The sequence below is a fragment of the Agrobacterium sp. a22-2 genome (assembly GCF_012276985.1).
Taxonomy (GTDB): Bacteria; Pseudomonadota; Alphaproteobacteria; order Rhizobiales; family Rhizobiaceae; genus Allorhizobium.
The window spans coordinates 68,184-92,539 of record NZ_JAAXMM010000017.1 but is presented as its reverse complement, the minus strand read 5'-3'; the positions used below and the strand labels follow the sequence as shown (position 1 = coordinate 92,539).

Below are 24,356 nucleotides of genomic sequence, written 5' to 3'. Positions count from 1 at the left end.
TCAAGCATCAAATAGACATCAACAGATACCGACAAAGGAGCAGCCAATGGCTACGGTAAAAGTCGATAATGCCAATTTCCAGGCAGAAGTCCTGGATTCCTCAGAAACCGTCGTCGTTGATTTCTGGGCTGAATGGTGCGGTCCGTGCAAGATGATCGCACCAAGCCTTGAAGAAATTTCGACGGAAATGGCCGGCAAGGTGAAAATTGCCAAGGTCAACATTGATGAAAACCCCGAGCTTGCCGCACGATTCGGCGTCCGCTCGATCCCGACCCTCGCGATCTTCAAGGGTGGCGAAGTGGCCGACATCCAGGCTGGCGCCAAGCCCAAGACGGCGCTGAGCAGCTGGATTTCCAGCGCCGCTTGAGCCGCAGCGCGGACATCAATCCGAATGACTTGAAAGAAGCCCGGTTCGTCCGGGCTTTTTTCATTTGGGGGGCGTGCCGTTGTCGGCCAGCACATTGCCGACGACATAAAGCGATCCGCCGATCAGAATGCGCGGCGCCGGCATATCGGGATCGGCACGTTCGCGGATGGCTTCCAGCGCCTCGGCAACCGACGACATCGGTTCGGCGACCAGATCCGCATCATAGGCGGCATGGGCCAGCACAACGGGATCGATGGCCGCATCGGTGCCGCGAATGGGAACCGTGAAGACATGCACGGCGATATCCGAGAAGGCGCGGAAATATCCGATCGGATCTTTGGTGTTGAGCATGCCGATGATCAGATAGAGAGGGCGCGACTGGCGTTCCTCGAAACCGGCCATGGCCTCGGCAATCACTTCGCCGGCGCCCGGATTGTGTCCGCCGTCGACCCAGATTTCGGCGCCTTCCGGCGCATGGACCAGCAGCTTTCCTTCCGACAGGCTCTGTAGCCGTCCCGGCCATTCGACCGAGGTCATGGCGGTTTCGGCCATCGCATCGGTAACGGTGAAGCCTGCCGCCTTGACGGCGCGTATAGCGGCTGCGGCATTGCCATATTGATGGCGGCCGGGCAGACGGGGCAGCGGCAGATCGGACAGGCCGAATTCGTCCTGGTAAATCAGCCGCCCGAACTCCTCATGGGCAAAATAATCCTGGCCGAACACCGAGAGAGGACAATTCAGGCGCTCGGCCGTCGTCACCAGCACGTCGCGCGCCGCATCATGCTCCTGATGGCCGATGACCACCGGAAGGCCACGCTTCATGATCCCGGCTTTTTCGGCGGCAATCAGTTCGACCCGATCGCCAAGATAGGGCTGATGGTCCAGAGAAATCGGCATGATCACCGAAACGGCAGGGTTGTCGATGACATTGGTCGCATCAAACCGCCCACCAAGACCGACCTCGATGATGGCCACATCGGCCGGCTGTTCGGAAAACAGCAGAAAGGTCACCGCCGTCAGGATCTCGAAGACCGTGATCGGCTCACCGGCATTGACGGCCGCGATCCGGCGCAGGGCATCGGCAAAGACCGCATCGTCGACGAATTGGCCCGGCCCACCCTTGACGCCGATCCGGTATCGCTCATGCCAACGCACAAGATGGGGTGAGGTGTGCACATGCACGCTCAGCCCCGCTGCTTCCAGCAGGACGCGACAGAAAGCCGTCACGGAGCCCTTGCCGTTTGTGCCGGCCACATGAATGACCGGAGGCAGCTTCAAATGCGGATTGCCGAGATTGCCCAGCAGGCGGCGTATGCGGTTCAGCGAGAGATCGAAGCCCTTGGGATGCAATCCCATCAGCACCTCGATCTCCCGTTCGGCCTCACTATGGGCAGGCTCATTCATGGTCAGGAATTCCGCGGATTCGGCGTGATCGAGAGCGTATGTGATATCAGGCCGGAACATCCTGCGCAGCAGCGACCGCCGGCAGGGTATTCTTGACAGCATCGCCAGCTTGCTTGGTCATGATCTTCAAAACGCGAGCCAGCAGATCCGGTATGTCATGGCGCTTGGTGACCATGTCGATCATCCCATGCTCCAACAGGTATTCCGACGTCTGGAAACCCTCCGGCAACTTTTCGCGGATCGTCTGTTCAATGACGCGCTTGCCGGCAAAGCAGATCTCGGCGCCGGGCTCGGCAATGTGCAGGTCTCCCAGCATGGCATAGGAGGCAGTGACCCCGCCGGTCGTCGGATTGGTCAGCACGACGATATAGGGCAGGCCCGCTTCTTTCAGCATGTTGACCGCCACCGTGGTGCGCGGCAATTGCATCAGCGACAGGATGCCTTCCTGCATGCGGGCACCGCCGGAGGCGGGGAACATGACCAGCGGGCATTTTTCCTCGATGGCACGCTCGAAGGCCTTGATGATCGCCTCGCCTGCGGCAATGCCGAGCGAACCGCCCATGAAATTGAACTCATGGACAACGGCAACCAGTTTCAGGCCCTTGACCGTGCCAAGGCCGGCCAGGATCGTGTCTTCCTGCTCGGTCTTGACCCGGCTGTCGCGGAGCCGATCGGAATATTTCTTGGAATCGCGGAATTTCAGTGGGTCCTGGGCCACTTTCGGCTGCACGAAGGCCTCATAGCGGCCGCCGTCGAACAGATCGAGAAGGCGCGCCTTGGCCGGCATCTTCATGTGATAGCCCGATGTCGGAATGACCCACTTGTTTCCCTCGAGATCCTTGTGGAAGACCATTTCGCCGGTCTCAGGGCACTTGATCCAGAGATTTTCCGGGACTTCGCGCCGGCCAAGCATGGAATTGATCCGCGGCCGCACGTAGTTGGTGATCCAGTTCAATTGAAATACTCCTGATTGACGCTACTCAATATGGTGTCGCTATTCGGCAGCAGCAAGGCGCGCCGCATGGACGCCGCTCGACAGGCCGCGCACCAGGGTGACGACCGCCTGTACCGTATCGGCGGTGGCCTTGTTGTCCTTGGTCAGGCTCAGGGCCACCTGGTTGACGATGGCCGTGCCAACCACGACGCCGTCGGCGTTGGCGCCGATCAGCCGGGCATGCTCGGCGGTCTTGACGCCGAAGCCGACGCAGATAGGCAGGTCGGTGTGCTTCTTGATGCGGCCGACCGCGCCGGAGACACGGGCCGGATCCGGCAGAGCCGAACCGGTGATGCCGTTCATCGAGACATAATAGACGAAGCCGGATGTATTGCGCAGAACCATCGGCAGACGCTTGTCGTCGGTGGTCGGCGTTGCCAGGCGGATGAAATTGATGTCGCGCTTGCGCGCCGGCAGGCACAGTTCGTCGTCCATTTCCGGCGGCAGGTCGACGATGATCAGGCCGTCGATGCCGGCTTCCAGGGCTTCGTCGAGGAACCGTTCGACGCCGAAGACATAGATGGGATTGTAATAGCCCATCATGACGATCGGTGTGTCCTGGTCCGACTTGCGGAATTCACGGGCAAGCTGAAGGGTCTTGACCAGCGTCTGCCCGGATTTCAGGGCGCGTTGGCCGGCCAACTGGATCGCCGGACCATCGGCCATCGGATCGGAAAACGGCATGCCGAGTTCGATGACGTCGGCACCGGCTTCCGGAAGTGCCTTCATGATGGCGAGCGAGGTCTCATAGTCCGGATCGCCGCCCATGAAATAGGTAACCAGCGCCGGGCGACCGGCAGCCTTCAGATCGGCAAAGCGTTTGTCCATACGTGCGGTCATGTCAGAGCCCCATACCCAAGATCTTGCCGACAGTGAAGATGTCCTTGTCGCCGCGGCCGCAGAGATTCATGACGATGATCTGATCCTTGCCCATCTTCGGCGCCCGCTTGATGACTTCGGCCAGTGCATGGGACGGCTCGAGGGCGGGAATGATGCCTTCGGTGCGGGTCAGAACCTGGAAGGCGGCCAGTGCCTCGACATCCATGACCGGGACATATTCGACGCGGCCCTTGTCCTTCAGCCAGGAATGCTCCGGGCCGATGCCGGGATAGTCGAGGCCAGCCGAGATCGAATGGCCTTCCTTGATCTGTCCGTCGGCATCCTGCAGCAGATAGGTGCGATTGCCATGCAGGACGCCCGGCGAACCGGCGGTGAGAGAAGCGCAATGCTCGTCGCCGTCCAGGCCTTTGCCGCCCGCCTCGACGCCGACGATCTTGACGCTCTCGTCATCGAGGAAGGGATGGAAAAGACCGATGGCGTTGGAACCACCGCCGACGGCTGCGACCAGCAGATCGGGCAGCCGGCCTTCGGCTTCCATCATCTGTTCGCGGGTTTCCCGGCCGATCACCGACTGGAAATCGCGGACCATTTCCGGATAGGGATGCGGGCCAGCCGCCGTGCCGATCATGTAATAGGTATCGTCGACATTGGTGACCCAGTCGCGCAGCGCTTCGTTCATGGCATCCTTCAGGGTGCCGTGACCTGAGGTAACGGGGATAACCTCCGCACCGAGCAGCTTCATGCGGAAGACATTGGGGGCCTGCCGTTCGACATCAGTTGCGCCCATGTAGACGACGCAAGGGATACCGAAGCGGGCGGCCACCGTGGCCGAGGCGACGCCATGCTGTCCGGCGCCGGTTTCCGCGATGATGCGGGTCTTGCCCATGCGCTTGGCCAGCAGGATCTGACCGAGACAATTGTTGATCTTGTGCGACCCGGTGTGGTTCAGCTCATCGCGCTTGAAGTAGATCTTGGCGCCGCCCAGCTCGTTGGTCAGGCGTTCGGCGAAATAAAGCGGGCTCGGACGCCCGGTATAGTGCTTGTTGAGATGGGCAAGTTCGGCCTGGAACACGGGGTCGGTCTTGGCTTTTTCCCACTCCGCCTGCAAATCCAGGATCAGCGGCATCAGGGTTTCCGCAACGAACCGGCCGCCGAAGATCCCGAAGCGGCCATCCTCGTCAGGACCTTCGCGAAACGAATTGGGTGTGGGTGTCTGGTTCACTTTACGCTCCCTGATACCGGTGCTGGCGCCATTGCGCGTTCAACCGCGGCAAAAAATTCGTCCATCATATCCAGATCCTTGACGCCTGGCGCGCTTTCGACCCCGGAGGACACATCGAGGCCGCGCGTGCCGGTTTCTCGCAGCGCGGCCTCGATATTGTCTTTGTTCAGGCCTCCGGAAAGCATGTAATCGACATCGTCGTCAAGCGTCCGCAGCAATTGCCAGTCGAAGGAGACGCCATTGCCGCCAGGAAGGTCGGAACCGGCTGGCGGCTTGGCATCGAACAGAAATCGATCGGCAATACCGATATAGGGCGGGATCTTCTTCAAGTCATCGGCATCGCGGATCGAGAAAGCCTTCATGACCGGCAGGCCATAGACCGCCTTGACGGTGAGCAGCCGTTCGGCGCTTTCCTTGCCGTGGAATTGCAGAATGTCGGGCTTCAGCAGGTCGACGATCTCATCCAGTTCGTCATTGCCGGCATCGACGGTCACGGCGACGATCTTGGCCCGGCCGCGAACGCGGTCGGCCAACCGTCCGGCAATATCCGGCTCGATGTTGCGCGGGCTCTTTTCAAAGAAAATAAAGCCGATATGGGTCGCACCGCGTTCGACGGCGCGATCGACCGCTTCCGGTGTCTTCAATCCGCAAATCTTGATATCGGGCTTCATGGCAGCGAAGTGACATGAAAACACAAAAGAGTCGAGCCAATTTGCGACGCGCGCGCGCTCACCTTGGATGAATCAGTCGAAGTCGATGGCGTGCAATTGCGAGCCATGGCGTTTCAGCCAGAGCTTGGCTTCCTCCATGTGCGGGCAAAGCTTTCGGCAGAGCGCCCAGAAGGCCGGACCGTGGTTCATCTCGCGCAGGTGCGCCACTTCATGGGCGGCCAGGTAATCGATGACGCTGGGCGGCGCCATGACGATCCGCCAGGAAAAGCTCAGATTGCCATCCCACGAGCAGGAACCCCAGCGACTGCGGGTGTCCTTCATCGACAGTGCACCGGGCTTTCGGCCGATGGTCCGCGTATGCTCGGCCACCAGCCGTTCCAGATCGGCGCGCGCTTCCTTCTTGAGGAAGGCGGACAGGCGCCGGCCGGCATGTTCCTCCAGCCCGCTGATTCTCACCACAGGCCGGCCATCGACCTCGGCTACCTCGGTAATACCGCGCAACAGGCCGGTGTGAACAATCAGATGGGGGGTGCCCCTGAGCAGGATTTCGGCGCCGGGTCGCAGCCGGTTATCGGTGTTGTACTTTGCAAGCTTGATGTTCAACCAGCCCTGATGCCGGTCCAGGAAATCGCGAACTTCGATATCGCGAAGTCCCGTCGGCACCGTCATCTTCAAGGCCCGGCCACCCGGTTCGATGCGAAGGGTGATGCGGGTGGCACGGGCATTCTGGCGAATGGTCAAAGGCACTGCCCTGCCGGCAACCTCCAGCACCCGGCTCTCGGGCGCTTTCGGCTTGCTCGATCTCCTGACTGTCTTTTTCAACATCGCGAACATGATGTGTTCTTAGCCGATTCGAAGGGCGTTGCGGCGCAAAAAAAGCCGGCATCAGGCTCGATGCCGGCATGCTTTTGGTTTGGCCACTGTTCGTTCAGTTCGTGGAAAAGGCCGAGGCAGGGCCATCGCCGTCGGTGCGCTTCATGGCGTTGCGTTCGCGCATGAAGCGATCGAACTCTTCCTGATCCTTGGCGCGACGCAGTTCGCGCGCATAGGAGTCAAACTCCTCGCGCATTTCATCGAGCCTGCGGCGTTCGTTGTCGAGACGCTCCAGTTCGGCCTTGCGCCAGTCGTCAAAGGCGACATTGCCTGTCGAAAAAGGCGAGCGGCCGCGATACTTGCCGGGACGGCACTTCGAAAACATTCCGTCAGCGGCTTCATTGGCGTTGCGCTTGAATTCCTTGAAGCGATCGCCAAAAAGGATATAGGCAAGCATGGCAAGGCCCAAAGGCCAGAACACCATGAAGCCGAGTACCATCAGAACGACGGTTGCCGGCGTCCAGTCCGGGCGCAGCAATGCTGATTGGTTCATCATCAATTACCCTCGTTTTCCTCGGGGGCGGAATGCCGCCCGATGGAAATCGATGTGGTAAACCGGCGGGCGCCCTTCAAGACATCCGCCGGTCAAATCCCGCAAAGGACTGTATTAGCTATCAGAAATCAAAGGCCGTCAGGCGGACTTGCCACCCTTGATGACCCGCTTGATGCTGGGCTTGACCACTTCGGAGTGTTTCCGGGCAAAGGCGATGATGCGCGGCGCGATTTCCTTGCGGAAGCGCGATCCGTTGAAGACGCCGTAATGGCCGACATCGGGCTGCAGATAATGCATACGCTTGTCGTCGGGGATATTCGGACTGATGGTCTGCGCCGCCTTGGTCTGGCCGACGCCGGAGATATCGTCGTTCTCGCCTTCTACGGTCAGCAGCGCGACCTTGCGGATCGCTGCCGTATCCACACGTTTGCCGCGGTGCATCATCTCGCCCTTCGGCAAGGAATGCTTGATGAAGACGGTGTCGACGGTCTGCAGGTAGAATTCCGCCGTCAGGTCCATGACCGCCAGATATTCGTCATAGAAGTCGCGATGCCGCTCGGCAGAGTCCCCGTCGTTCTTGACGAGGTGCATGTAAAAATCCTTCTGCGCGATCATGTGGCGATCCAGGTTCATCGACATGAAGCCGGACAGTTGCAGAAAGCCCGGATAGACGGCGCGCATGAAGCCCGGCTGCGGCCAGGGCACGTTCATGATGACATTGTCCTTGAACCATTCGAGCGGCTTCTTCTGCGCCAGTTCGTTGACAGCCGTCGGATTGCACCGGGTGTCGATCGGACCACCCATCAGGGTCATCGAGGCGGGAGCGCAATGATCGCCGGCGGCTTCCATGACCGCCACTGCGGCGAGCACCGGAACCGATGGCTGACAGACAGCCACCACATTGGTGCGTGGACCGAGATGGTGCAGCATCTCGATGACATAGTCGATATAATCGTCCAGATCGAAGGCGCCGTCGGTCACCGGGACCATGCGGGCATCGATCCAGTCGGTAATGTAGACATCGGCGCTCGGCAGAAGGGCCTCGACCGTTCCGCGCAGAAGCGTGGCGTAGTGACCGGACATCGGCGCGACGATCAGGATCTTGGGATCGTCACCGTGATCGGCCGACAGGTTCCTGGCAAAATGGATCAGGTTGCAGAACGGCTTCTGCCAGACGATCTCTTCGCGGACGGCGACAGTCTGGCCGGCGATCTGCGTGGTCGGAAGATCGAACGCCGGTTTGCCGTAACGCCGGGTGGCGCGCTCGAAGACTTCGAAGCCGGCTGCCATCGTACGGCCGACGACTGTGTGGGTCAGCGGATTGAGCGGATTGCCATAGGCGAGCCGCATTGCGTCGGCGGTGGCTCGAAATGGAGCCATCACTGCATGGTTCATTTCATAGAGCTGATAAAACATGAGCAGAGCCGCCTTTCGATTTCCATCCAGGTGCCGCGATATCCATCGCAACCGCCGAAACTAGCAGAATTCGGTCCAATAGTAACACTTTTGTTGTCAGGCCGACCAAAGTAGGAAAGCCGCATATACGATTTTTTCTTTTGCCAGCCACAGTTTCACAATGACATCGAGGCGTTAAAGTTCCGGTGGCGAAGCTGGTTAATAGTGGGAGAGCGATCCGAATGGTTCCAGGTCGCCATCGCCTTGATTGGCGAACCTCTCTTCCCATATGCCCATCGTGCCAGTCGATGGTTGCGCGAAGCAGGAGCGATGCGCACTATCAGTCGTTCAAAATCAATTCAGGGACAAGCATGACCCAAAGCAATCATCGCCAATCGGACTATCCCATCAATCCCATCTTTCTGGATCGCTGGTCACCTCGCTCCTTTACCGGCGAGACCATGGACAAGCAGTCGCTGATGACCATTCTGGAGGCGGCTCATTGGGCACCATCGGCCTCCAATTACCAGCCCTGGCGCTTCGTCTATGCGCTCAGGGGCGATGGGCATTGGGGCACACTCCTCGGCCTGCTCAACGAATCCAATCAGGTCTGGGCCAAATCCGCATCCGCTCTCGTCGTGATCTTTTCAGACACGCTCAACCGGAAAGACGACGGCAGCGAGCCCCGGCCGTTTCGCAGCCACAGCTTTGACGCAGGCGCTGCCTGGGCAATGCTTGCCCTGCAGGCGTGTTACTCCGGCTATTTTGCCCATGGCATGGGCGGTGTGGATTTTGACAGAGCACTTGAGGAACTGGACGTTCCGCCGGGCTATCGGGCTGAGGCTGCGGTCGCAATCGGTCGCCTGAGCGACCCTGCCCTATTGCCGGACCAGCTCAAAGCCCGGGAAATACCCAACGGCCGCAAGCCGCTCAGTGCCGTCGCGTTCGAGGGGTCTTTCCCGAAGGAATAGCCTGCGCCCAAAAGTGTTTCACGTGAATCACGGTTAACGAATGATTCACGTGAAAACAGATCAGATATCCAGATTGGCGACGTTGAGGGCATTTTCCTGAATGAAGTCGCGACGCGGTTCGACTTCGTCGCCCATCAGCCTGGAGAACAACCCGTCCGCATCGGTCGCGTCGTTGACCCGCACCTGCAGCAAGGACCGCACGTTCGGATCCAGGGTCGTCTCCCACAGCTGCTCGGCATTCATCTCGCCGAGACCTTTGTAACGCTGCATCGAAAGGCCCTTGCGGCCGAAGGCGAAGACGGAGTCCAGCAGCGAGCGAGGTCCGGAGATTTCCAGCGTCCCGTCCTTGCGGCTGAGCACCGGCGGGGTTCCATAGATCTCGCGCAGGCGCGACGCCAACTGATCCATATAACGGGCATCGACCGAGCCGATCAGCGCCACATCGATCGCCGCCGTCTCCTTGACGCCGCGCACCATGCGTTCGAAGCGCATGCCGCCTTCGTCCGTCACGATACCGATCCAGCCGCGTTCGGTTTCTTCGGAAATCAGATCGAGACGATGAGCAACCTCTGCTGCCGTCTGCTCTGCCCGAACCTTGTTTTCCGTCAGTTCGGGGTTGAGTGCGCCGACGATTGCTGCCTGCTCCACCACATTGCGGTTATAGCGGGAATGCAGTCCTTCCACGAGGGAGCGCAGCCGCAACGCATCCTGGGTGATCTCCCGCAGGTCGGGGCCGGCACGCACTTCGCCATTGCCGAGCTTCAGCGTCGCCTCGTCGAGGCCCATGCCGATCAGATAATCCTCGAGAGCCTTCTCGTCCTTCAGATACTGGATCGACTTGCCGCGCGTCACTTTGTAGAGCGGCGGCTGGGCGATGTAGAGATGGCCGCGTTCGATCAGTTCCGGCATCTGCCGGAAGAAGAAAGTCAGCAACAGGGTCCGGATATGGGCGCCGTCGACGTCAGCATCGGTCATGATGATGATCTTGTGATAGCGCAGCTTGTCGGCGTTGAACTCGTCCTTGCCGATCGACGTGCCGAGCGCTGTGATCAGCGTGCCGATTTCCTGGCTGCCCAGCATCTTATCGAAACGGGCGCGTTCGACGTTGAGGATCTTGCCGCGCAGCGGCAGGATGGCCTGGGATTCACGCGACCGTCCCTGCTTGGCTGAGCCACCTGCGGAATCGCCTTCCACCAGGAACAGTTCGGATTTGGCGGGGTCGCGCTCGGAGCAATCGGCAAGCTTGCCGGGCAGTGAGGCGATATCGAGGGCACCTTTGCGGCGGGTCAGTTCGCGGGCCTTGCGGGCTGCCTCGCGCGCAGCAGCGGCCTCAACGACTTTACCGATGAGGATCTTGGCATCGGAGGGATGCTCTTCCAGCCAGACGCTGAGCGCTTCGCTGACCAGGCTCTCGACGACGGGGCGAACTTCCGAGGAAACCAGCTTGTCCTTGGTCTGGGACGAAAACTTAGGATCGGGAACCTTGACCGACAGAACGGCCGTCAGGCCTTCACGGCAATCGTCGCCGGTGAGCGAGACTTTCTCCCGCTTCATGATGCCAGACGTATCGGCATAGGAGACGATCTGCCGCGTCAGCGCACCGCGGAAGCCCGCCATATGCGTGCCGCCATCGCGCTGGGGAATGTTGTTGGTGAAGCAGAGGACGTTCTCATGATAGCTGTCGTTCCACCACATCGCGACTTCGACGACGATGCCGTCTTTTTCGCCGCGAATGGAGACCGGCTTCTGCACGAGCGGCTTTTTCGCGCGATCGAGATAGACGACAAAGGCTTCAAGACCGCCGTCATAGAGCATCTCTTCCTGGCGGATGTCCGAACGGCGCTTGTCGGTCAGGAGAATTCTGACACCGGAATTCAGAAATGCCAGCTCGCGCAGACGGTGCTCCAGCGTACCGTAGTCGAAATCCGTATTCGTGAAGGTCTCCGTGCTCGGAGTGAAGGTCACTTCCGTGCCTGTCTCGGAACCGCAATCGCCGGTCGCGACGAGGGGCGCATCGGCAACGCCATGGGTGAAGCTCATCTCGTAGATCTTGCCGGCGCGTCGGATCTTCAGCTTCAGCTTGACCGACAGGGCATTGACCACCGACACGCCGACGCCGTGCAGACCGCCGGAGACCTTGTAGGAATTCTGGTCGAACTTGCCGCCGGCATGCAGCTGGGTCATGATCACTTCGGCAGCCGAAATGCCTTCGCCGGTGTGAATGTCAGTCGGGATGCCGCGGCCGTTGTCGGTGACGGTCACGGATCCATCGGCGTTCAGCGTGACGGTTACCAGATCCGCATAGCCGCCGAGCGCTTCGTCAATGGCGTTGTCGACAACTTCATAAACCATGTGGTGGAGACCCGAGCCGTCATCGGTATCACCGATGTACATGCCGGGCCGCTTGCGAACGGCATCGAGGCCTTTGAGCACCTTAATGGAATCAGCGCCGTATTCGGCGCTCGCACCATTTTCAGCAACGGGGGTATCGGTCATTCAGCGATCTTTCCAGTCTAATCGGGGAAAAGTTCCGATCTGTCGAATCAGAAGCTTTCTGTCGGATGACTATAGGGTCTTTGCGGCAAGTTCCAAACTCCGGACACCCGCCAGCGCCACAAATCAGGGGATTTTGGAGGTTTCATTCGACTGTCTCGGTCTTTTTGAGAATTTCCTCGAACTCTCTTATCACCGCCGGCGACAGAGTGCGAATCGCACGGGCCAGATGGTTGGCGAAGGCTGTGTATTCCGGCCCGAGGCCGGATGTGTCGAGCACGACGCGCGGATCGGACGCCCCGGCAATCATGAACAGTTCTTCCGCCTCGTCCCAGATGATATTGAAATAGCCCGCCACCCGTTGCAGCAGATCGAAACTCGGTTTGCCGCGCCGGCCATGTTCCAGCGCCGAGAGATAAGCGGGCGACACGCCGATCGCCTGGGCCATGTCCTTCTGGGACACGCCCTTGCGCTGCCGCAACCGGCGCACCGCTTCTCCAAACGGCGTCACCGGTGGTCTCCCGGAGATCGTGACAGGCGGACATAGAGGGCGCCCTCGCCGCCATGATGACGGGCCGCCTGTTCGTGGGACGAGATGAGATAGCGAAATTCGGTCTTTGAGAACCACATGGGCACGGCGCGCCGCAGGGCACCGTCGCTGCCCATCGAGCTTCCCTTGCCGGTGATCACCAAGACATGCCTGAGGCCGCGCTCATGAGCTCGAATGAGAAAATCCAGCAGGATGCCGTGCGCCTCGCTCTGGATCAGGCCGTGCAGGTCAATTCTCGCCTCGAGCGCCAGCTGGCCGCGGGCAAGCTTTCTCTTGACCGGCCGCTCCAGCGGATGGTGCATGCCGGACGCTTTTTTTGTGTCGGGTTTCTGCACGACGAAGGGATCCGGACCAGGAGGTATCTTCGGTGCCGGAGCTATATCGGGCAGCTCTTCCAGAAAGCTGCGTTCGAATTCCGTCAGGTCCTCCAGGCGACCCGGCAGAGCGCGCGTACTGCGGGCGACCTTGCCCCACAGGATGCGATCTTCCGTGCTGATCTTGCCCTTGCCAGACATTACAAATACCTCGCCGCCGCCCGCATCGGTATCAGTATATAAAAATCCGCTTCATTGCGTACAGCACCTGCAAGGTCGCCCGCCTGGTCGCCCGAACCGGTGAATATATCACCGCGTGCGCAGCCGAGGATGGCCGAGCCCGTATCGAGGGCCAGCATCAGCCGGGCAAAAGGTCGGCCCTCGTCGAGGCGGGTCAGCGTTTCCGCCCGAATAAAAAACGGAAAGCCGAATGTGTGGATCTGCCGGTCAACCGCCAGGGACCGCCCTGCCAGCAGCGGCACTTTCGCGGCGGCGATCGGCCCGAGCTCCAGGTCGCTGACGTGCGCCTCGCGGAAGAAAATGTAGGATCGGTTGTGCCAGAGCACCTCATCCGTCTCGTGCGGATGGTCCGCCAGCCATTGTCGGATCGACTGCATCGAGATGTCGGCGGCTTTAATCTGGCCGCGGTCGATCAGCAATTTTCCGATCGCCGAGAAAGGATGCCCTGCTTTTGCGGCATAGGTGATGCGGAGAAGGCGGCCGTCTGGAAAGCGCAATCGGGCCGCGCCCTGCACATGGGCGAAAAACACATCGACCTTCGAACTCGCCCAGGCGATCTCAAGACCACGGCCGTCCAGCCAGCCGCGATCGATCATCTGGCGGTCGGGATAGGGCTTGACCCCCTCCTCCGTCTGCCAGCCAAAGGCATAGGATGGACCGATCTCGGCCGGCCTGTTGCGTTCATCGAGATCGATAAGATCGTCGGGCCGGAGGTAGAAAGGAAAGCGGAAGACAGCGTCGGGTTGGTCGGACACCTGGACTTCCGGCTCGTAGAAGGCTGTGACCAGACCCGGCTGCGCATCGCGGCGCTCGATCCGAAAGGGAGCGCATTCCGCCTCGAAAAAGGCCCTGGCCGATTGAGCGTCGCGAGGCGTGAAGGCCGCTGCTGCTTCAAGGAGGGGTTGGAGATCCGCCGCAGTCAATCCCAATGACCCTGCCCGATAGGGCTTTACATCGCGGATCTGGGAAAGACAGTTTCGAAGCCCAACGAAGAGTGCCGACGGATCGTCCTCGCTCCATCCCCGCAATTCGGCGAAGGGTATGGAGCGAAGCGAGTAATCTGCACCGCCGCCGGTCATTGTTCCGATTCGGTGGCAATCAGTTTCCAGTTCGGATCGCGTGAACGGGTATCACGGGCAAAGGTCCAGATGTCGTTGACCTCGGTCACGCCCTCCGCATCGCCGTCGATGACCTTGCCATCCCGGTCGTAGGTCGCAGAGATCAACTGGCTGATAATCCGTACGGTGATCTGCTCTTCATTATCCTTGACATCGCCATGGGTGATGTCGGCTTTCTCTATACCGACGAAGGTCGATTTCATCACTTCACCGCGCTTCTCACGTTCCGTGATCGCCGCATCGAATCCCTCATACACTTCGCGCGACAGCAGGCCCTTGAGGGTCTTTCTGTCGCCGTCGGCAAAAGCGGTGACGATCATCTCATAAGCCATGCGCGCGCCGTTCAGGAATTCCTTCGGGCTGAAGCTCGGATCGACCTTGCTGATGTCACGCAGCGCTGTGTTCAGGTCCGAGCCGGGCTTTGCAAAGGCATCGATCGACGCAAAGCGTTCTTCGCTCTCGACCTCGTCGCGGCGCGGCAATGTCACGACCTTGCCGTCATCGCTGCCGGGGCCCTTGGCAAGATCCCGCGGACTGTAGGGCTCGAAGGGCGGCTTTTCATTGCCGGTCCGGCGGCCGAGAACGCTGCGCAGCTGAAGGAAGATCAGCACTGCGGCGACCAGAAAAAACAATGTCACAAAGTCATTCGAACCCATAGCAATCCGGCACCACTGTTTAATTTCCCATTCTTGTCCTCCATATAGTCCGCATCTGCGCTTCATTCAAATAGCCAAGCCGCATTCTTTCGTTCGAAGAAGGAACCGAGCCGCAGACAGGATCGGTGGCGGCACCACGACAAAGAGAGATATTCTCCATGCGATTCGCCCCGCTGTTTCTGCTGTTGCTGCCATTGGCCGAGATCGCCGGCTTCGTGATCGTCGGCAATGCCATTGGCGTGGCGGCGACGCTGGGGCTGGTGATCCTCAGCACGGTGGCCGGCATCCTGCTGCTCAGGGTACACGGAATGGGACTGCTGATGCGCTTTCGCGACGCTTCGCGGATGACCGGCGATCCGGGCCAGGAACTGGTGCGCGGTGCCATAACGGTCTTTGCATCGCTCCTGCTGATCGTGCCCGGCTTTCTCACCGATCTCCTCGGCCTGTTGCTGCTGATGCCGTTTGCGCGGAAATTCCTCTGGGCGCTGATCGCACCCCGCATCGTCACGTTCCGCAGCGAAAGCCGGTCCTATACTCGGCCCGATGCACCCCAATCCGGCCCGACGAAGGATGGCCCGGTCATCGATCTGGAGTCCGAAGAGTTTCATCGCGACGGCAAAAAGAACTCGCCCTGGTCGGACAATCTGCCGAAATAAGGGGCGCACGATGCCGTTAGGGCGGGTTGGGCTCAAGGGTTGTAAGGCTTGGTGCGAAATGTTAGATGGCCTCAACCATCAAAGCTGCGAGGACTACCCCTATGGCGAACGACAACAGCAACAAGGGACCGGAAAGCCCATCCCTGAACATTCTGGCCCAGTACATCAAGGATCTTTCCTTTGAAAATCCGGGTGCACCGCGGTCCCTGCAGTCGCGCGACAAGGCGCCGGCGATCAACATCAATGTGAACGTGAACGCCAATCCGCTGTCCGACAACGACTTCGACGTCGTGCTCTCGCTCAATGCGGAAGCCAAGGAAGGCGACAAGGTGCTGTTTGCGACCGAACTGGTCTATGGCGGCGTGTTCCGCATTACCGGGTTTCCGCAGGAGCACATGCTGCCGGTTCTGTTTATCGAGTGCCCTCGCCTGCTCTTCCCGTTCGCCCGGCAGATTATTGCCGATGCGACACGAAACGGCGGCTTCCCGCCGCTGATGATCGATCCGATCGATTTTGCCCAGATGTTCACCCAGCGGGTTGCCGAGGAACAGGCCCGCGCCAAGGTTCAGGCCGTTCCGAACTGAACTGCCGCCCAATAAGTGAATGCTTCAAGGCCCGGATTTTTCCGGGCCTTTTCATTTTGGGTCTGCCTGTCACTCAGGCTGCGGATAGTTCGCCCATATGGCCTTTGCACCGATCCGCTTCTTCAGGGCTTCATGGGCCAGGATCTCGTCTTCGGTCAGTCGTGCGGTGAGCGGTCTTGGCCGCTCGGTCAAAACAACGATGACCTCTTCCTCCTCGTTGCGCCGCGCCTTAGTATTGCTGGCTGTATCAAGGCCAAAGGTCGCCTGACGACCACCCAGCATTTCGATATAGACTTCTGCCAGCAATTCGGAGTCGAGAAGGGCGCCGTGCTTGGTGCGGTGCGAGTTGTCGATACCATAGCGGCGGCACAGCGCATCCAACGAGTTGGGACCCATCGGGTGCTTGCGACGGGCGAGCGCCAAGGTGTCGAGGACCTGGTCATTGGGAACCGGCGCCCGGCCAAGACGCTCGAATTCTGCATTGATGAAGCCCATGTCGAAGGTTGCGTTGTGGGCGATCCATTTCGCCCCTTCGAAGAATTCGACTAGTTCCTCGACAATCGCCGAAAACGGCGGCTTGTCCTTCAGGAATTCATCGGTGATGCCATGAACGGCGAGTGCATCCGGATGAACCTTACGGTCGCCCGGGTTGATATAGACATGGAAGCTGCGGCCGGTCGGGAAGTGATTGAACAGCTCGATCGCGCCGATTTCAATGACCCGGTCGATCTTCGATTCCAGCCCGGTGGTTTCCGTATCGAATATGATTTCCCGCATGGCTAGTCCTTCCCTTCCTTCCTGCTTCGCAAGGTCGCAATGATATCGGCGACCTGCCGGCGCGCGGCCTCCATGCCCTGCCCCGTATCGATGATGAAATCCGCCATGCGGCGCTTGTCCAGATCGGCGACCTGGCGCGCCAGGATCATCTCGAACTTCTCTTCTGTCATACCCGGTCTCTGCAGGACCCGGGCCCGTTGAATATCGGGATCACAGGTTACCACGACAATGGAATCGACACGATCTTGGGCGCCGGTCTCAAACAATAACGGAATATCGAGCACGACGATATCGGCCCCGAGCCGTTCCTGCTCTTCCACGAAGCGCCGTTGACGTTCGCGTACCAACGGGTGAACGATGGCTTCAAGGCGCTGGAAATTAGCCGGATTCTTCGCCAGATTCCTTGACAACGCACCGCGATCGACGACACCACCGATGACGACTTCGGGGAAGTCACGGGCGATCGGCTCCACGGCCTCGTTCTGGTAAAGCTCGTGAACGACCCGATCGGAGTCATGCACAGCAATACCCTGCTCGACAAACATCGCCGCCGTGGTCGACTTGCCCATGCCGATCGAGCCGGTCAGTCCGATGCGGATCATGCATGCTGCTCCATGTCGGCAATGATCAGCTGACGCAGCTCCGGAGTGACGGTCGGCGTCACGCCGAACCATCGGGCAAATCCGGGCACCGCCTGATGCAGCAGCATGCCAAGGCCATCCACCGTGGCAAAACCCGCCGCCTCCGCTTGTGCGAGGAACGGCGTCATCAGCGGGATGTAGACGATGTCGGTGACAAGGGCGCCCGACGCCAATCCGGCAAACTGAATCTGCGGCGCTGCCTCGCCATCCATGCCGAGCGACGTCGTATTGACGAAGAATTCGGCACCCTGCATCACCTCGTCCAAGGCGGCCAGCGGATGCGGGGCTATGACCGCACCAAAGCGATCGGCAAGCTCTTTCGCCCGATCGACGGTGCGGTTGACGACGTTGATTTCCGTGAAGCCGCGATCCCGAAGCGCCTGGATCACCGCGCGACTGGCACCCCCTGCTCCCAGTACCACGGCCTTGCGAGCCCGATCCCAGCCCGGATGCCTGTCATCGAGGTTGCGGGCAAAGCCATAGCCATCCGTGTTGGTGGCATGAAGTTCTCCCTCTGACAAATAGAGCGTATTGGCAGCGCCCAATTCCTGGCAGCGATCGTCACGACGATCAGCAAGAGCATAGGCCGCTTCCTTGTGGGGAATGGTGACGTTGCCGCCGCAATATCGCGAGCCGCCATCTTTCAGCCTGGAGATGAAGTCGGCAAACTCTTCCGGGGCGATTGCCAGCGGACCATATGAGCCAGGCAGACCGAGTTGCCGAAGCCAGTATCCATGAATGAGCGGCGAACGGGAGTGCCTGATTGGATAGCCGGCAACAAAAGCGGCCGGTCCAATTGTTTCACGTGAATCATTCATCGATCTGCCCTAATGTACGAAGCTCACCCAGAAGCGGCAACAGAGGCACGCCAAGCACCGTGAAATAGTCGCCTTCGATCGCGGAAAAGAGTTGTACCCCCTCCCCTTCCAACTGATAGCCGCCGACGCTCATCAATGCCTTCGGACCCATACGTTCCAGATAGCCATCCATGAAAGCAGGGCTGACCGAACGCATCGTCATCTTGGCGATACCGACATGTTCCCATAGAACCTTGCCATTCAGGGCCAAGGTGATTGCGCTATTGAGATCGTGCGTCCTGCCCTGCAGTTCCATCAATTGTTCGCGCGCCGCGCCAAGGTCGGGAGCCTTGTGAAAGACAGTATTGCCAAGCGACAACGTCTGGTCGCCACCGATCACAATCGCATCGGGATTGCGAAGGCTGACGTCGATCGCCTTGGCCGTGGACAATGTCCTGGCCAGGTCCACCGGACCGAGGGCACGATTAGCCGGCAGGGCCTCGATCTGTCGTTCATCGATACGAGGTGCATCGACCTTGAAAACAAGGCCGGCATTTTCCAGCAACTGTCGGCGGAATGGGCTCGATGAGGCGAGCACCAACGGATGGATCATGGATGCAACTCTTTATATTGGGTCGGCGTGCGATTCGGCTTAGCGCAGCTTGACCCGCAGGGCAACGATTGCGGCAGCCGTTTCCTCGATCGACCGGCGGCTGACATCGATGACCGGCCAGTTGTTGCGGGCGCAAAGGGATCTCGCATATTTCAGTTCCTCGGCGATCGAAGCCCGGTCGGTATAATCACCGGGATCAAATCCGGCAGCCGATCCAAGCTCCCGATTCTCACGCACCTGGGATATCCGGTCGGTGGTGGCAATCAGCCCGACGATCAGCGGACGGGTCGCCTTCAGCAGGCTGTCCGGCAAGGGAACCCCACAGACGATCGGGATGTTGGCGGTCTTGATGCCTCTGTTGGCCAGATAGATGCTAGTCGGCGTCTTGGATGTCCGGCTGATGCCGACGAGGACGACGTCGGCTTCATCGTAACCCGCGGCCATCTGACCATCGTCATGGTCCATCGTATAATTCAGTGCCTCGATCCGAGCAAAATATTCGGCATTCAGCGCATGTTGCGCGCCGACCCGGCGACGCGACGGTGAGCCCAGATAAGACTGAAACTTGGCAATCACCGGCTCCAGCACATTGACGCTTGGCACGCCCATTTCCGCGCAGGTCGTATCCAGGAAGTCAGCGAGAGACTGATCGACGATGGTGTAGAGAACAATGCCAGGCTTGTCGTCGATTGCCTGCAGCACCGGCAGAAGCTGTCGGCGGTTGCGGATCAGCGGATAGACATGCTCGATCGGATTGGAGGATTGAAACTGCGCCGAAGCGGCCCGGCCGGCGGAGATCAGAGTCTCTCCCGTTGAGTCAGAAATCAGATGCAGATGAAAGAAATGTTTTTTGTTCTCCACGCTAAATTCCGCAGCCTGTTGATAAACGGGGACTGCGACAGCTAGCGACCGGGCCGGCCGGAAGGCAAGGGGAAAAGTGCCGAGTTGTCCACAAGCCTGGCTTTCGGCACCGTTTTAGAGAGCTATGTGAATTGCTGGGACAATTGATCGCGTCTCGGAATTATCCACACTTTATCCACAGACTGTCATCACAGATGCTTCTTCTCAAATGACTGATATTTTTATCTGAATCGATTTCATCCGCAGAACCTATGAAATCCCATCAAAGATCTTCCCGCTGATGAACGATGCCACACCGAGGAGTGGTTAACCTGTGGACCATTGATAAGCCTTGATAGTCACAGACTCTTAGAAATAGAAGAAGAAGAATCTTATCTTTTATAATTTAAAGGGCCATCGACCTTGAGCGATACGAACCGAAAGATCATCGACGTCTTGAATGGCAAGACGATCTCGCCGCCGCCGGTCTGGCTGATGCGTCAGGCCGGTCGCTATCTTCCGGAATATCGCAAGACACGGGCTCAAGCGGGAAGTTTTCTGGATCTCTGTTATTCGCCGGACCATGCCGTCGAAGTCACGTTGCAACCCATCCGTCGCTACGGATTCGACGCGGCCATCCTGTTTTCCGATATTCTCGTGATCCCGGATGCGCTGCATCGGAATGTGACGTTTACCGAAGGTCATGGTCCGCAGATGGATCCGATCGACGAAGCCGGCATTTTTGCATTGAAGGACGACAACGCCCTTCAGCATCTGGCGCCCGTGTTCGAGACACTCGGGAGATTGCGGCACGACCTGCCGTCAGAAACAACACTTCTCGGGTTCTGTGGAGCGCCCTGGACCGTCGCTACCTATATGATCGCCGGCCATGGAACGAGCGATCAGGCGCCGGCTCGACTTTTTGCCTATCGATACCCGAAGGCTTTCGAGCAGCTGCTGATGTTTCTGGCGGATCTATCGGCCGACTATCTGGTCGCCCAGATCGATGCCGGTGCGGATGCGGTGCAGATCTTCGATTCCTGGGCCGGTGTGCTTGGTGAAGAGGAATTCGACGCCTTCTGTTGCAGGCCGGTGCAGCGCATGATCGCGTCTGTGCGTGCCCGCCGCCCGGGTGCCAAGGTGATCGCCTTTGCCAAGGGCGCCGGGATATTGCTGAAAACCTATCGGCAGAAGACGGATGCGACGGCCATCGGTCTGGACTGGACTGTGCCTTTGTCATTTGCCGAGGAACTGCAGAAAGACGGGCCGATCCAGGGCAATCTCGATCCGATGCGGGTCGTGGCTGGAGGCAAGGCGCTCGAAGAGGGGATCGATCGTATCCTGAATGCGCTGGGCCATGGCCCGCTGATCTTCAATCTGGGTCACGGCATCACGCCGCAAGCCGATCCGGAGACCGTTGCGGCTCTGGTCAATCGGGTGCGGGGGATTGCCCGCTGATGAAAAGCGAGGGCGAAACAGGAACCGGGGCCGGTCGCAAGGCGCGATTGCGCGCCTCAATCGCTCTGGTCGTGTTTGTCGGCTTTGCCGGCCTGTTGTTCTTGATCGGCAAGGAGCGCGCTTTCCTCTGGCTGAAGGCGCTGCATGTGATTGCAGTGATCTCCTGGATGGCCGGGCTGCTCTACATGCCGCGGCTTTTCATCTACCATATGGATGCGGACAAAGGTTCGGTTCAGGCCGAGACCTTCAGCATCATGGAACAGCGGCTGATGAAGGTCATCATGCATCCGGCCATGGGTCTCTCCTGGCTGCTGGGGCTATATCTGGCCTGGGCCGCCTATGGCTTCATGGGCGGATGGCTGCATGCGAAGATTGCGGCCGTGGTCGGACTGACGGCGGTGCATTTCTATTTCTCGCGGGCGGTCAAGGCTTTCCAGCGTGGCCAATATGTCAGGACGGCGCGTTTCTGGCGGCTGATGAACGAGGTTCCGACCGTGCTGATGATCGCAATCGTCATACTGGTCATCGTAAAACCGTTTTAGCGTATGGGATTTGTTATTATTTGAGAGAATTTTTGCTTTTCCCTTGCAGCCAGCCAGGTGAATCGCTATTTTCCGGCAACCTTATCCTACGCGGCTTGCATAACATTCAGTCATTTGCGGTTTCTCGCGATAGTACCGATGTCCCCCGGCACGCCCTTCCCTTTAAATCGAATGTGGTCCCCCTTCATGGCTGAAATGAAGCTACAAGAACTTAAGAGCAAGTCTCCGACCGATCTCTTGACCTTTGCCGAATCTCTCGAGGTCGAAAACGCCAGCACGATGCGCAAGCAGGAGCTGATGTTCGCCATTCTGAAGATGCTGGCGAGCCAGGACGTCGAGATCATCGGCGAGGGCGTCGTCGAAGTGCTACAGGATGGCTTCGGCTTCCTGCGGTCGGCAAATGCCAATTATCTGCCAGGCCCGGACGATATCTATATCTCCCCTTCACAGATCCGCCGTTTTTCGCTGAAGACCGGCGACACGGTGGAAGGGCCTATCCGCGGTCCGAAGGAAGGCGAGCGCTATTTTGCCCTGCTCAAGGTCAATACGATCAATTTCGAAGACCCTGAAAAGATCCGCCACAAGGTGCATTTCGACAATCTGACGCCGCTTTATCCGAACGAGCGCTTCAAGATGGAACTGGAAGTGCCGACCTCCAAGGATCTGTCGGCGCGCGTCATCGACCTGATCGCGCCGCTCGGCAAGGGCCAGCGCGGCTTGATCGTCGCACCGCCGCGGACGGGTAAGACCGTTCTGCTGCAGAACATTGCCCATTCCATCACTGCCAATCATCCGGAATGTTATCTGATCGTGCTGTTGATCGACGAGCGGCCGGAAGAAGTGACGGATATGCAGCGCTCAGTGCGCGGCGAAGTCGTCTCTTCCACCTTCGACGAACCGGCGGTCCGGCATGTCCAGGTGGCCGAAATGGTCATCGAGAAGGCCAAGCGTCTGGTCGAGCACGGCCGTGATGTGGTGATTCTTCTGGATTCGATCACCCGTCTGGGGCGCGCCTATAACACCGTTGTCCCCTCCTCCGGCAAGGTCCTGACCGGTGGTGTGGACGCCAATGCCCTGCAGCGGCCGAAGCGTTTCTTTGGTGCGGCACGCAATATCGAGGAAGGCGGCTCGCTGACCATCATTGCGACAGCGCTGATCGACACCGGCAGCCGCATGGACGAAGTCATCTTCGAAGAGTTCAAGGGCACCGGCAACTCGGAAATCGTGCTCGATCGCAAGGTCGCCGACAAGCGCATCTTCCCGTCGATGGACATTCTGAAATCCGGCACCCGCAAGGAAGACCTACTCGTGCCGCGTCAGGACCTGCAGAAGATCTTCGTGCTGCGTCGTATCCTGGCGCCGATGGGCACGACCGACGCCATCGAGTTCCTGATCGACAAACTCAAACAGACCAAGACGAACGGCGATTTCTTCGATTCGATGAACACCTAGTTGGGCTGACCCTGCCTGTTTATACATCGCGCGATCGGAGCGGGTTTGACAGGCAGGCTGCCGGCGAGGATTGTCATGTCCCATCAGGATACCATATTTGCGCTGTCGTCGGGCTCCTTGCCCTCTGGCGTGGCGGTGGTTCGTATCAGTGGGCCGCGGACACTGTCCGTTTGTACGGACTTGTTCGGCGATCTTCCTGCCTCGCGTGAGTTCGCCTTGAGGTCGATTCGCTCCCGCAACGGTCTTGTTCTCGATCGTGGGTTGGTTGTTGTCTTTCCCGGACCCCGGTCATTTACCGGCGAGGACTGCGCCGAACTGCATCTTCACGGCAGCAAGGCGGTAATTTCGGCTCTGCTTGAAGAATTACAGGGTTTTGACGGTTGTCGCCTGGCGGAGGCCGGCGAGTTTTCCCGTCGGGCATTTGAGAACGGCAAGGTCGATCTGGTCGAGATCGAGGGCCTTGCCGACCTGCTGGTTGCCGAGACAGAGATGCAACGGCGGTTGGCTATCGAGCAAAGCCTGGGCAATGTTTCGAAAGTGTTTGACGATTGGCGTGAGCGGTTGTTGACGGCCCGCGCGTTGATTGAGGCGGAGCTGGATTTCGCCGATGAGAGCGATGTGCCTGGTGCGGTGTCCGATCGGGTGTGGGCATCTCTGGTGATTCTTCGGGACGAGATTTCCCGCAACGTAGATGACGAAAAGCGCGGCGAGATCATTCGGGACGGGTTCAAGGTTGTCATTGCCGGCCCCCCAAATGCCGGCAAGTCGAGTCTGATGAATGCCCTTGCCCGCCGCGATATCGCCATCGTCACCGAATATGCGGGAACGACGCGTGATGTCATCCAGTGCGATCTCGATATTGAAGGCTATGCGGTTAAGCTGTATGACACCGCAGGCATCCGGGAGACGGCAGATGTTGTCGAACGCGAGGGGATCCGCCGGGCGCAGCAAAAGATCGATGAGGCGGATCTGGTGTTGCTCCTCTCAGATATGTCCACCGATCAGGTTGCTGAGCAGACAGACATTTCGGGTCCGAAATTTAATGTCGGCACCAAGCGTGACCTAGGCGGTGCGGAACGATCGGATCGGTTCGATATCTGTATCTCGACTTTAAGGGACGAGGATGTCGGCGCCGTTCGCAATTTGATACTGTCTGCGGTGAAGGGTCGTGTTGATGGTGGGTCGTTGGCTATCCCTAGCCGGATTCGTCAACGGCAGTTTTTGCAGACGGCCTTGGACGAAATCGACCTGGCGCTTGATGATGCAAAGGGCCTTGAGCTGCGCGCCGAGCATTTGCGTCAGTCTGCAGAGGCACTTGGACGGGTCGTCGGTCGAGTCGATGTCGAAACGTTATTGGGAAAGATCTTCTCGGAATTTTGCATCGGGAAATGATTC

General features: G+C 59.2%; 26 protein-coding genes. 8 read left to right on the top strand and 18 right to left on the bottom strand.

All coding sequences use genetic code 11. The annotated features are described in order from the left end of the window. The first annotated feature begins 46 nt into the window (after nucleotides 1-46). Nucleotides 47-367 (top strand): thioredoxin, encoded by a 321-nt coding sequence (trxA, locus tag HFC70_RS22775; RefSeq protein WP_168475588.1) that lies wholly within the window; start codon nucleotides 47-49, stop codon nucleotides 365-367. Nucleotides 368-427: 60 nt separating this feature from the next. On the opposite strand, the gene HFC70_RS22770 is transcribed toward trxA, so the two are convergent. The 8 genes from HFC70_RS22770 to HFC70_RS22735 form a co-directional block, all read right to left on the bottom strand. Further along, a complete protein-coding gene (locus tag HFC70_RS22770; RefSeq protein ID WP_246735921.1) occupies nucleotides 428-1,771 on the bottom strand; it encodes a folylpolyglutamate synthase/dihydrofolate synthase family protein in 1,344 nt (447 codons plus the stop codon). A gap of 46 nt (nucleotides 1,772-1,817) precedes the next feature. Further along, nucleotides 1,818-2,726 carry an acetyl-CoA carboxylase, carboxyltransferase subunit beta gene (gene accD, locus HFC70_RS22765; protein WP_246735920.1) on the bottom strand — a complete coding sequence of 303 codons (909 nt, stop codon included), beginning with the start codon at nucleotides 2,724-2,726 and terminating at the stop codon, nucleotides 1,818-1,820. A 39-nt stretch (nucleotides 2,727-2,765) separates the two neighbouring features. After that, nucleotides 2,766-3,605: a tryptophan synthase subunit alpha gene (gene trpA / locus HFC70_RS22760; RefSeq protein WP_168475587.1), complete on the bottom strand. Its 840-nt coding sequence runs from the start codon at nucleotides 3,603-3,605 to the stop codon at nucleotides 2,766-2,768. A 1-nt stretch (nucleotide 3,606) separates the two neighbouring features. Further along, a complete protein-coding gene (gene trpB / locus HFC70_RS22755) occupies nucleotides 3,607-4,827 on the bottom strand; it encodes a tryptophan synthase subunit beta (protein ID WP_168475586.1) in 1,221 nt (406 codons plus the stop codon). Further along, entirely contained in the window at nucleotides 4,824-5,498 is a 675-nt protein-coding gene (locus HFC70_RS22750; RefSeq protein ID WP_168475585.1) for a phosphoribosylanthranilate isomerase, read from the bottom strand. Before HFC70_RS22750 ends, trpB begins: the two co-directional genes overlap by 4 nt. Before the next feature lie 72 nt (nucleotides 5,499-5,570). Further along, a complete protein-coding gene (locus HFC70_RS22745) occupies nucleotides 5,571-6,332 on the bottom strand; it encodes a M48 family metallopeptidase (RefSeq protein WP_168475584.1) in 762 nt (253 codons plus the stop codon). Between the two features lie 94 nt (nucleotides 6,333-6,426). After that, a complete protein-coding gene (locus tag HFC70_RS22740; RefSeq protein WP_168475583.1) occupies nucleotides 6,427-6,864 on the bottom strand; it encodes a DUF2852 domain-containing protein in 438 nt (145 codons plus the stop codon). A 138-nt stretch (nucleotides 6,865-7,002) separates the two neighbouring features. Beyond that, nucleotides 7,003-8,280, bottom strand: coding sequence for a polyhydroxyalkanoate depolymerase (locus HFC70_RS22735; RefSeq protein WP_168475582.1), 1,278 nt, complete (start codon nucleotides 8,278-8,280; stop codon nucleotides 7,003-7,005). A 350-nt stretch (nucleotides 8,281-8,630) separates the two neighbouring features. On the opposite strand from HFC70_RS22735, the gene HFC70_RS22730 reads away from it, so the two are divergent. Continuing rightward, a complete protein-coding gene (locus tag HFC70_RS22730; protein ID WP_168475581.1) occupies nucleotides 8,631-9,230 on the top strand; it encodes a nitroreductase family protein in 600 nt (199 codons plus the stop codon). A 60-nt stretch (nucleotides 9,231-9,290) separates the two neighbouring features. On the opposite strand, the gene gyrB is transcribed toward HFC70_RS22730, so the two are convergent. The 5 genes from gyrB to HFC70_RS22705 all read right to left on the bottom strand — a co-directional run bounded on the left by gyrB (nucleotide 9,291) and on the right by HFC70_RS22705 (nucleotide 14,601). Further along, nucleotides 9,291-11,726: a DNA topoisomerase (ATP-hydrolyzing) subunit B gene (gyrB, locus tag HFC70_RS22725; protein ID WP_168475580.1), complete on the bottom strand. Its 2,436-nt coding sequence runs from the start codon at nucleotides 11,724-11,726 to the stop codon at nucleotides 9,291-9,293. A 142-nt stretch (nucleotides 11,727-11,868) separates the two neighbouring features. Then, nucleotides 11,869-12,234, bottom strand: coding sequence for a helix-turn-helix transcriptional regulator (locus HFC70_RS22720; protein ID WP_168475579.1), 366 nt, complete (start codon nucleotides 12,232-12,234; stop codon nucleotides 11,869-11,871). Beyond that, nucleotides 12,231-12,788: a Smr/MutS family protein gene (locus HFC70_RS22715; RefSeq protein WP_168475578.1), complete on the bottom strand. Its 558-nt coding sequence runs from the start codon at nucleotides 12,786-12,788 to the stop codon at nucleotides 12,231-12,233. The genes HFC70_RS22720 and HFC70_RS22715 overlap by 4 nt, the downstream gene beginning before the upstream one ends. Further along, nucleotides 12,788-13,906 carry a murein transglycosylase A gene (locus HFC70_RS22710; RefSeq protein WP_168475577.1) on the bottom strand — a complete coding sequence of 373 codons (1,119 nt, stop codon included), beginning with the start codon at nucleotides 13,904-13,906 and terminating at the stop codon, nucleotides 12,788-12,790. The genes HFC70_RS22715 and HFC70_RS22710 overlap by 1 nt, the downstream gene beginning before the upstream one ends. Then, a complete protein-coding gene (locus HFC70_RS22705) occupies nucleotides 13,903-14,601 on the bottom strand; it encodes a Tim44/TimA family putative adaptor protein (protein ID WP_168475576.1) in 699 nt (232 codons plus the stop codon). Before HFC70_RS22705 ends, HFC70_RS22710 begins: the two co-directional genes overlap by 4 nt. 158 nt (nucleotides 14,602-14,759) lie before the next feature. Between HFC70_RS22705 and HFC70_RS22700 the strand changes: the two genes are divergently transcribed. Both HFC70_RS22700 and secB read left to right on the top strand, forming a co-directional pair. Further along, on the top strand, nucleotides 14,760-15,257 hold the full coding sequence (locus tag HFC70_RS22700) for an FxsA family protein (protein ID WP_168475575.1): 498 nt from the start codon (nucleotides 14,760-14,762) through the stop codon (nucleotides 15,255-15,257). 101 nt (nucleotides 15,258-15,358) lie between these two features. Further along, nucleotides 15,359-15,841 carry a protein-export chaperone SecB gene (gene secB / locus HFC70_RS22695; RefSeq protein ID WP_168475574.1) on the top strand — a complete coding sequence of 161 codons (483 nt, stop codon included), beginning with the start codon at nucleotides 15,359-15,361 and terminating at the stop codon, nucleotides 15,839-15,841. A 69-nt stretch (nucleotides 15,842-15,910) separates the two neighbouring features. On the opposite strand, the gene dnaQ is transcribed toward secB, so the two are convergent. From dnaQ to HFC70_RS22670, 5 genes are read right to left on the bottom strand one after another with little or no spacing between them, the layout of a single operon-like run. After that, nucleotides 15,911-16,618 (bottom strand): DNA polymerase III subunit epsilon, encoded by a 708-nt coding sequence (dnaQ, locus tag HFC70_RS22690; RefSeq protein ID WP_168475573.1) that lies wholly within the window; start codon nucleotides 16,616-16,618, stop codon nucleotides 15,911-15,913. 2 nt (nucleotides 16,619-16,620) lie between these two features. Continuing rightward, nucleotides 16,621-17,220, bottom strand: a complete 600-nt coding sequence (gene coaE / locus HFC70_RS22685; protein ID WP_168475572.1) for a dephospho-CoA kinase — start codon at nucleotides 17,218-17,220, stop codon at nucleotides 16,621-16,623. Then, on the bottom strand, nucleotides 17,217-18,077 hold the full coding sequence (locus HFC70_RS22680) for a shikimate dehydrogenase (protein ID WP_168475571.1): 861 nt from the start codon (nucleotides 18,075-18,077) through the stop codon (nucleotides 17,217-17,219). Before HFC70_RS22680 ends, coaE begins: the two co-directional genes overlap by 4 nt. After that, nucleotides 18,070-18,669: a Maf-like protein gene (locus tag HFC70_RS22675; protein ID WP_168475570.1), complete on the bottom strand. Its 600-nt coding sequence runs from the start codon at nucleotides 18,667-18,669 to the stop codon at nucleotides 18,070-18,072. Before HFC70_RS22675 ends, HFC70_RS22680 begins: the two co-directional genes overlap by 8 nt. A 39-nt stretch (nucleotides 18,670-18,708) precedes the next feature. Further along, nucleotides 18,709-19,530, bottom strand: coding sequence for a pyruvate, water dikinase regulatory protein (locus tag HFC70_RS22670; RefSeq protein WP_168475569.1), 822 nt, complete (start codon nucleotides 19,528-19,530; stop codon nucleotides 18,709-18,711). Nucleotides 19,531-19,932: 402 nt separating this feature from the next. Between HFC70_RS22670 and hemE the strand changes: the two genes are divergently transcribed. From hemE to mnmE, 4 genes are all read left to right on the top strand, one after another. Then, nucleotides 19,933-20,967 carry a uroporphyrinogen decarboxylase gene (gene hemE / locus HFC70_RS22665; protein ID WP_168475568.1) on the top strand — a complete coding sequence of 345 codons (1,035 nt, stop codon included), beginning with the start codon at nucleotides 19,933-19,935 and terminating at the stop codon, nucleotides 20,965-20,967. Continuing rightward, nucleotides 20,967-21,509 carry a protoporphyrinogen oxidase HemJ gene (gene hemJ / locus HFC70_RS22660; RefSeq protein ID WP_168475567.1) on the top strand — a complete coding sequence of 181 codons (543 nt, stop codon included), beginning with the start codon at nucleotides 20,967-20,969 and terminating at the stop codon, nucleotides 21,507-21,509. The genes hemE and hemJ overlap by 1 nt, the downstream gene beginning before the upstream one ends. A gap of 186 nt (nucleotides 21,510-21,695) precedes the next feature. Beyond that, entirely contained in the window at nucleotides 21,696-22,961 is a 1,266-nt protein-coding gene (gene rho, locus HFC70_RS22655) for a transcription termination factor Rho (protein ID WP_210259397.1), read from the top strand. 75 nt (nucleotides 22,962-23,036) lie between these two features. Continuing rightward, a complete protein-coding gene (gene mnmE, locus HFC70_RS22650; protein WP_168475566.1) occupies nucleotides 23,037-24,353 on the top strand; it encodes a tRNA uridine-5-carboxymethylaminomethyl(34) synthesis GTPase MnmE in 1,317 nt (438 codons plus the stop codon). Nucleotides 24,354-24,356 lie beyond the last annotated feature (3 nt).

Coding starts and splice junctions, on each gene's coding strand:
- trxA (WP_168475588.1), top strand. CDS start 47: ATGGCTACGGTAAAAGTCGATAATGCCAATTTCCAGGCAGAAGTCCTG.
- HFC70_RS22770 (WP_246735921.1), bottom strand. CDS start 1,771: ATGAATGAGCCTGCCCATAGTGAGGCCGAACGGGAGATCGAGGTGCTG.
- trpA (WP_168475587.1), bottom strand. CDS start 3,605: ATGACCGCACGTATGGACAAACGCTTTGCCGATCTGAAGGCTGCCGGT.
- HFC70_RS22750 (WP_168475585.1), bottom strand. CDS start 5,498: ATGAAGCCCGATATCAAGATTTGCGGATTGAAGACACCGGAAGCGGTC.
- HFC70_RS22745 (WP_168475584.1), bottom strand. CDS start 6,332: ATGTTCGCGATGTTGAAAAAGACAGTCAGGAGATCGAGCAAGCCGAAA.
- HFC70_RS22740 (WP_168475583.1), bottom strand. CDS start 6,864: ATGAACCAATCAGCATTGCTGCGCCCGGACTGGACGCCGGCAACCGTC.
- HFC70_RS22735 (WP_168475582.1), bottom strand. CDS start 8,280: ATGTTTTATCAGCTCTATGAAATGAACCATGCAGTGATGGCTCCATTT.
- HFC70_RS22730 (WP_168475581.1), top strand. CDS start 8,631: ATGACCCAAAGCAATCATCGCCAATCGGACTATCCCATCAATCCCATC.
- gyrB (WP_168475580.1), bottom strand. CDS start 11,726: ATGACCGATACCCCCGTTGCTGAAAATGGTGCGAGCGCCGAATACGGC.
- HFC70_RS22715 (WP_168475578.1), bottom strand. CDS start 12,788: ATGTCTGGCAAGGGCAAGATCAGCACGGAAGATCGCATCCTGTGGGGC.
- HFC70_RS22710 (WP_168475577.1), bottom strand. CDS start 13,906: ATGACCGGCGGCGGTGCAGATTACTCGCTTCGCTCCATACCCTTCGCC.
- HFC70_RS22705 (WP_168475576.1), bottom strand. CDS start 14,601: ATGGGTTCGAATGACTTTGTGACATTGTTTTTTCTGGTCGCCGCAGTG.
- HFC70_RS22700 (WP_168475575.1), top strand. CDS start 14,760: ATGCGATTCGCCCCGCTGTTTCTGCTGTTGCTGCCATTGGCCGAGATC.
- secB (WP_168475574.1), top strand. CDS start 15,359: ATGGCGAACGACAACAGCAACAAGGGACCGGAAAGCCCATCCCTGAAC.
- dnaQ (WP_168475573.1), bottom strand. CDS start 16,618: ATGCGGGAAATCATATTCGATACGGAAACCACCGGGCTGGAATCGAAG.
- coaE (WP_168475572.1), bottom strand. CDS start 17,220: ATGATCCGCATCGGACTGACCGGCTCGATCGGCATGGGCAAGTCGACC.
- HFC70_RS22680 (WP_168475571.1), bottom strand. CDS start 18,077: ATGAATGATTCACGTGAAACAATTGGACCGGCCGCTTTTGTTGCCGGC.
- HFC70_RS22675 (WP_168475570.1), bottom strand. CDS start 18,669: ATGATCCATCCGTTGGTGCTCGCCTCATCGAGCCCATTCCGCCGACAG.
- hemJ (WP_168475567.1), top strand. CDS start 20,967: ATGAAAAGCGAGGGCGAAACAGGAACCGGGGCCGGTCGCAAGGCGCGA.
- rho (WP_210259397.1), top strand. CDS start 21,696: ATGGCTGAAATGAAGCTACAAGAACTTAAGAGCAAGTCTCCGACCGAT.
- mnmE (WP_168475566.1), top strand. CDS start 23,037: ATGTCCCATCAGGATACCATATTTGCGCTGTCGTCGGGCTCCTTGCCC.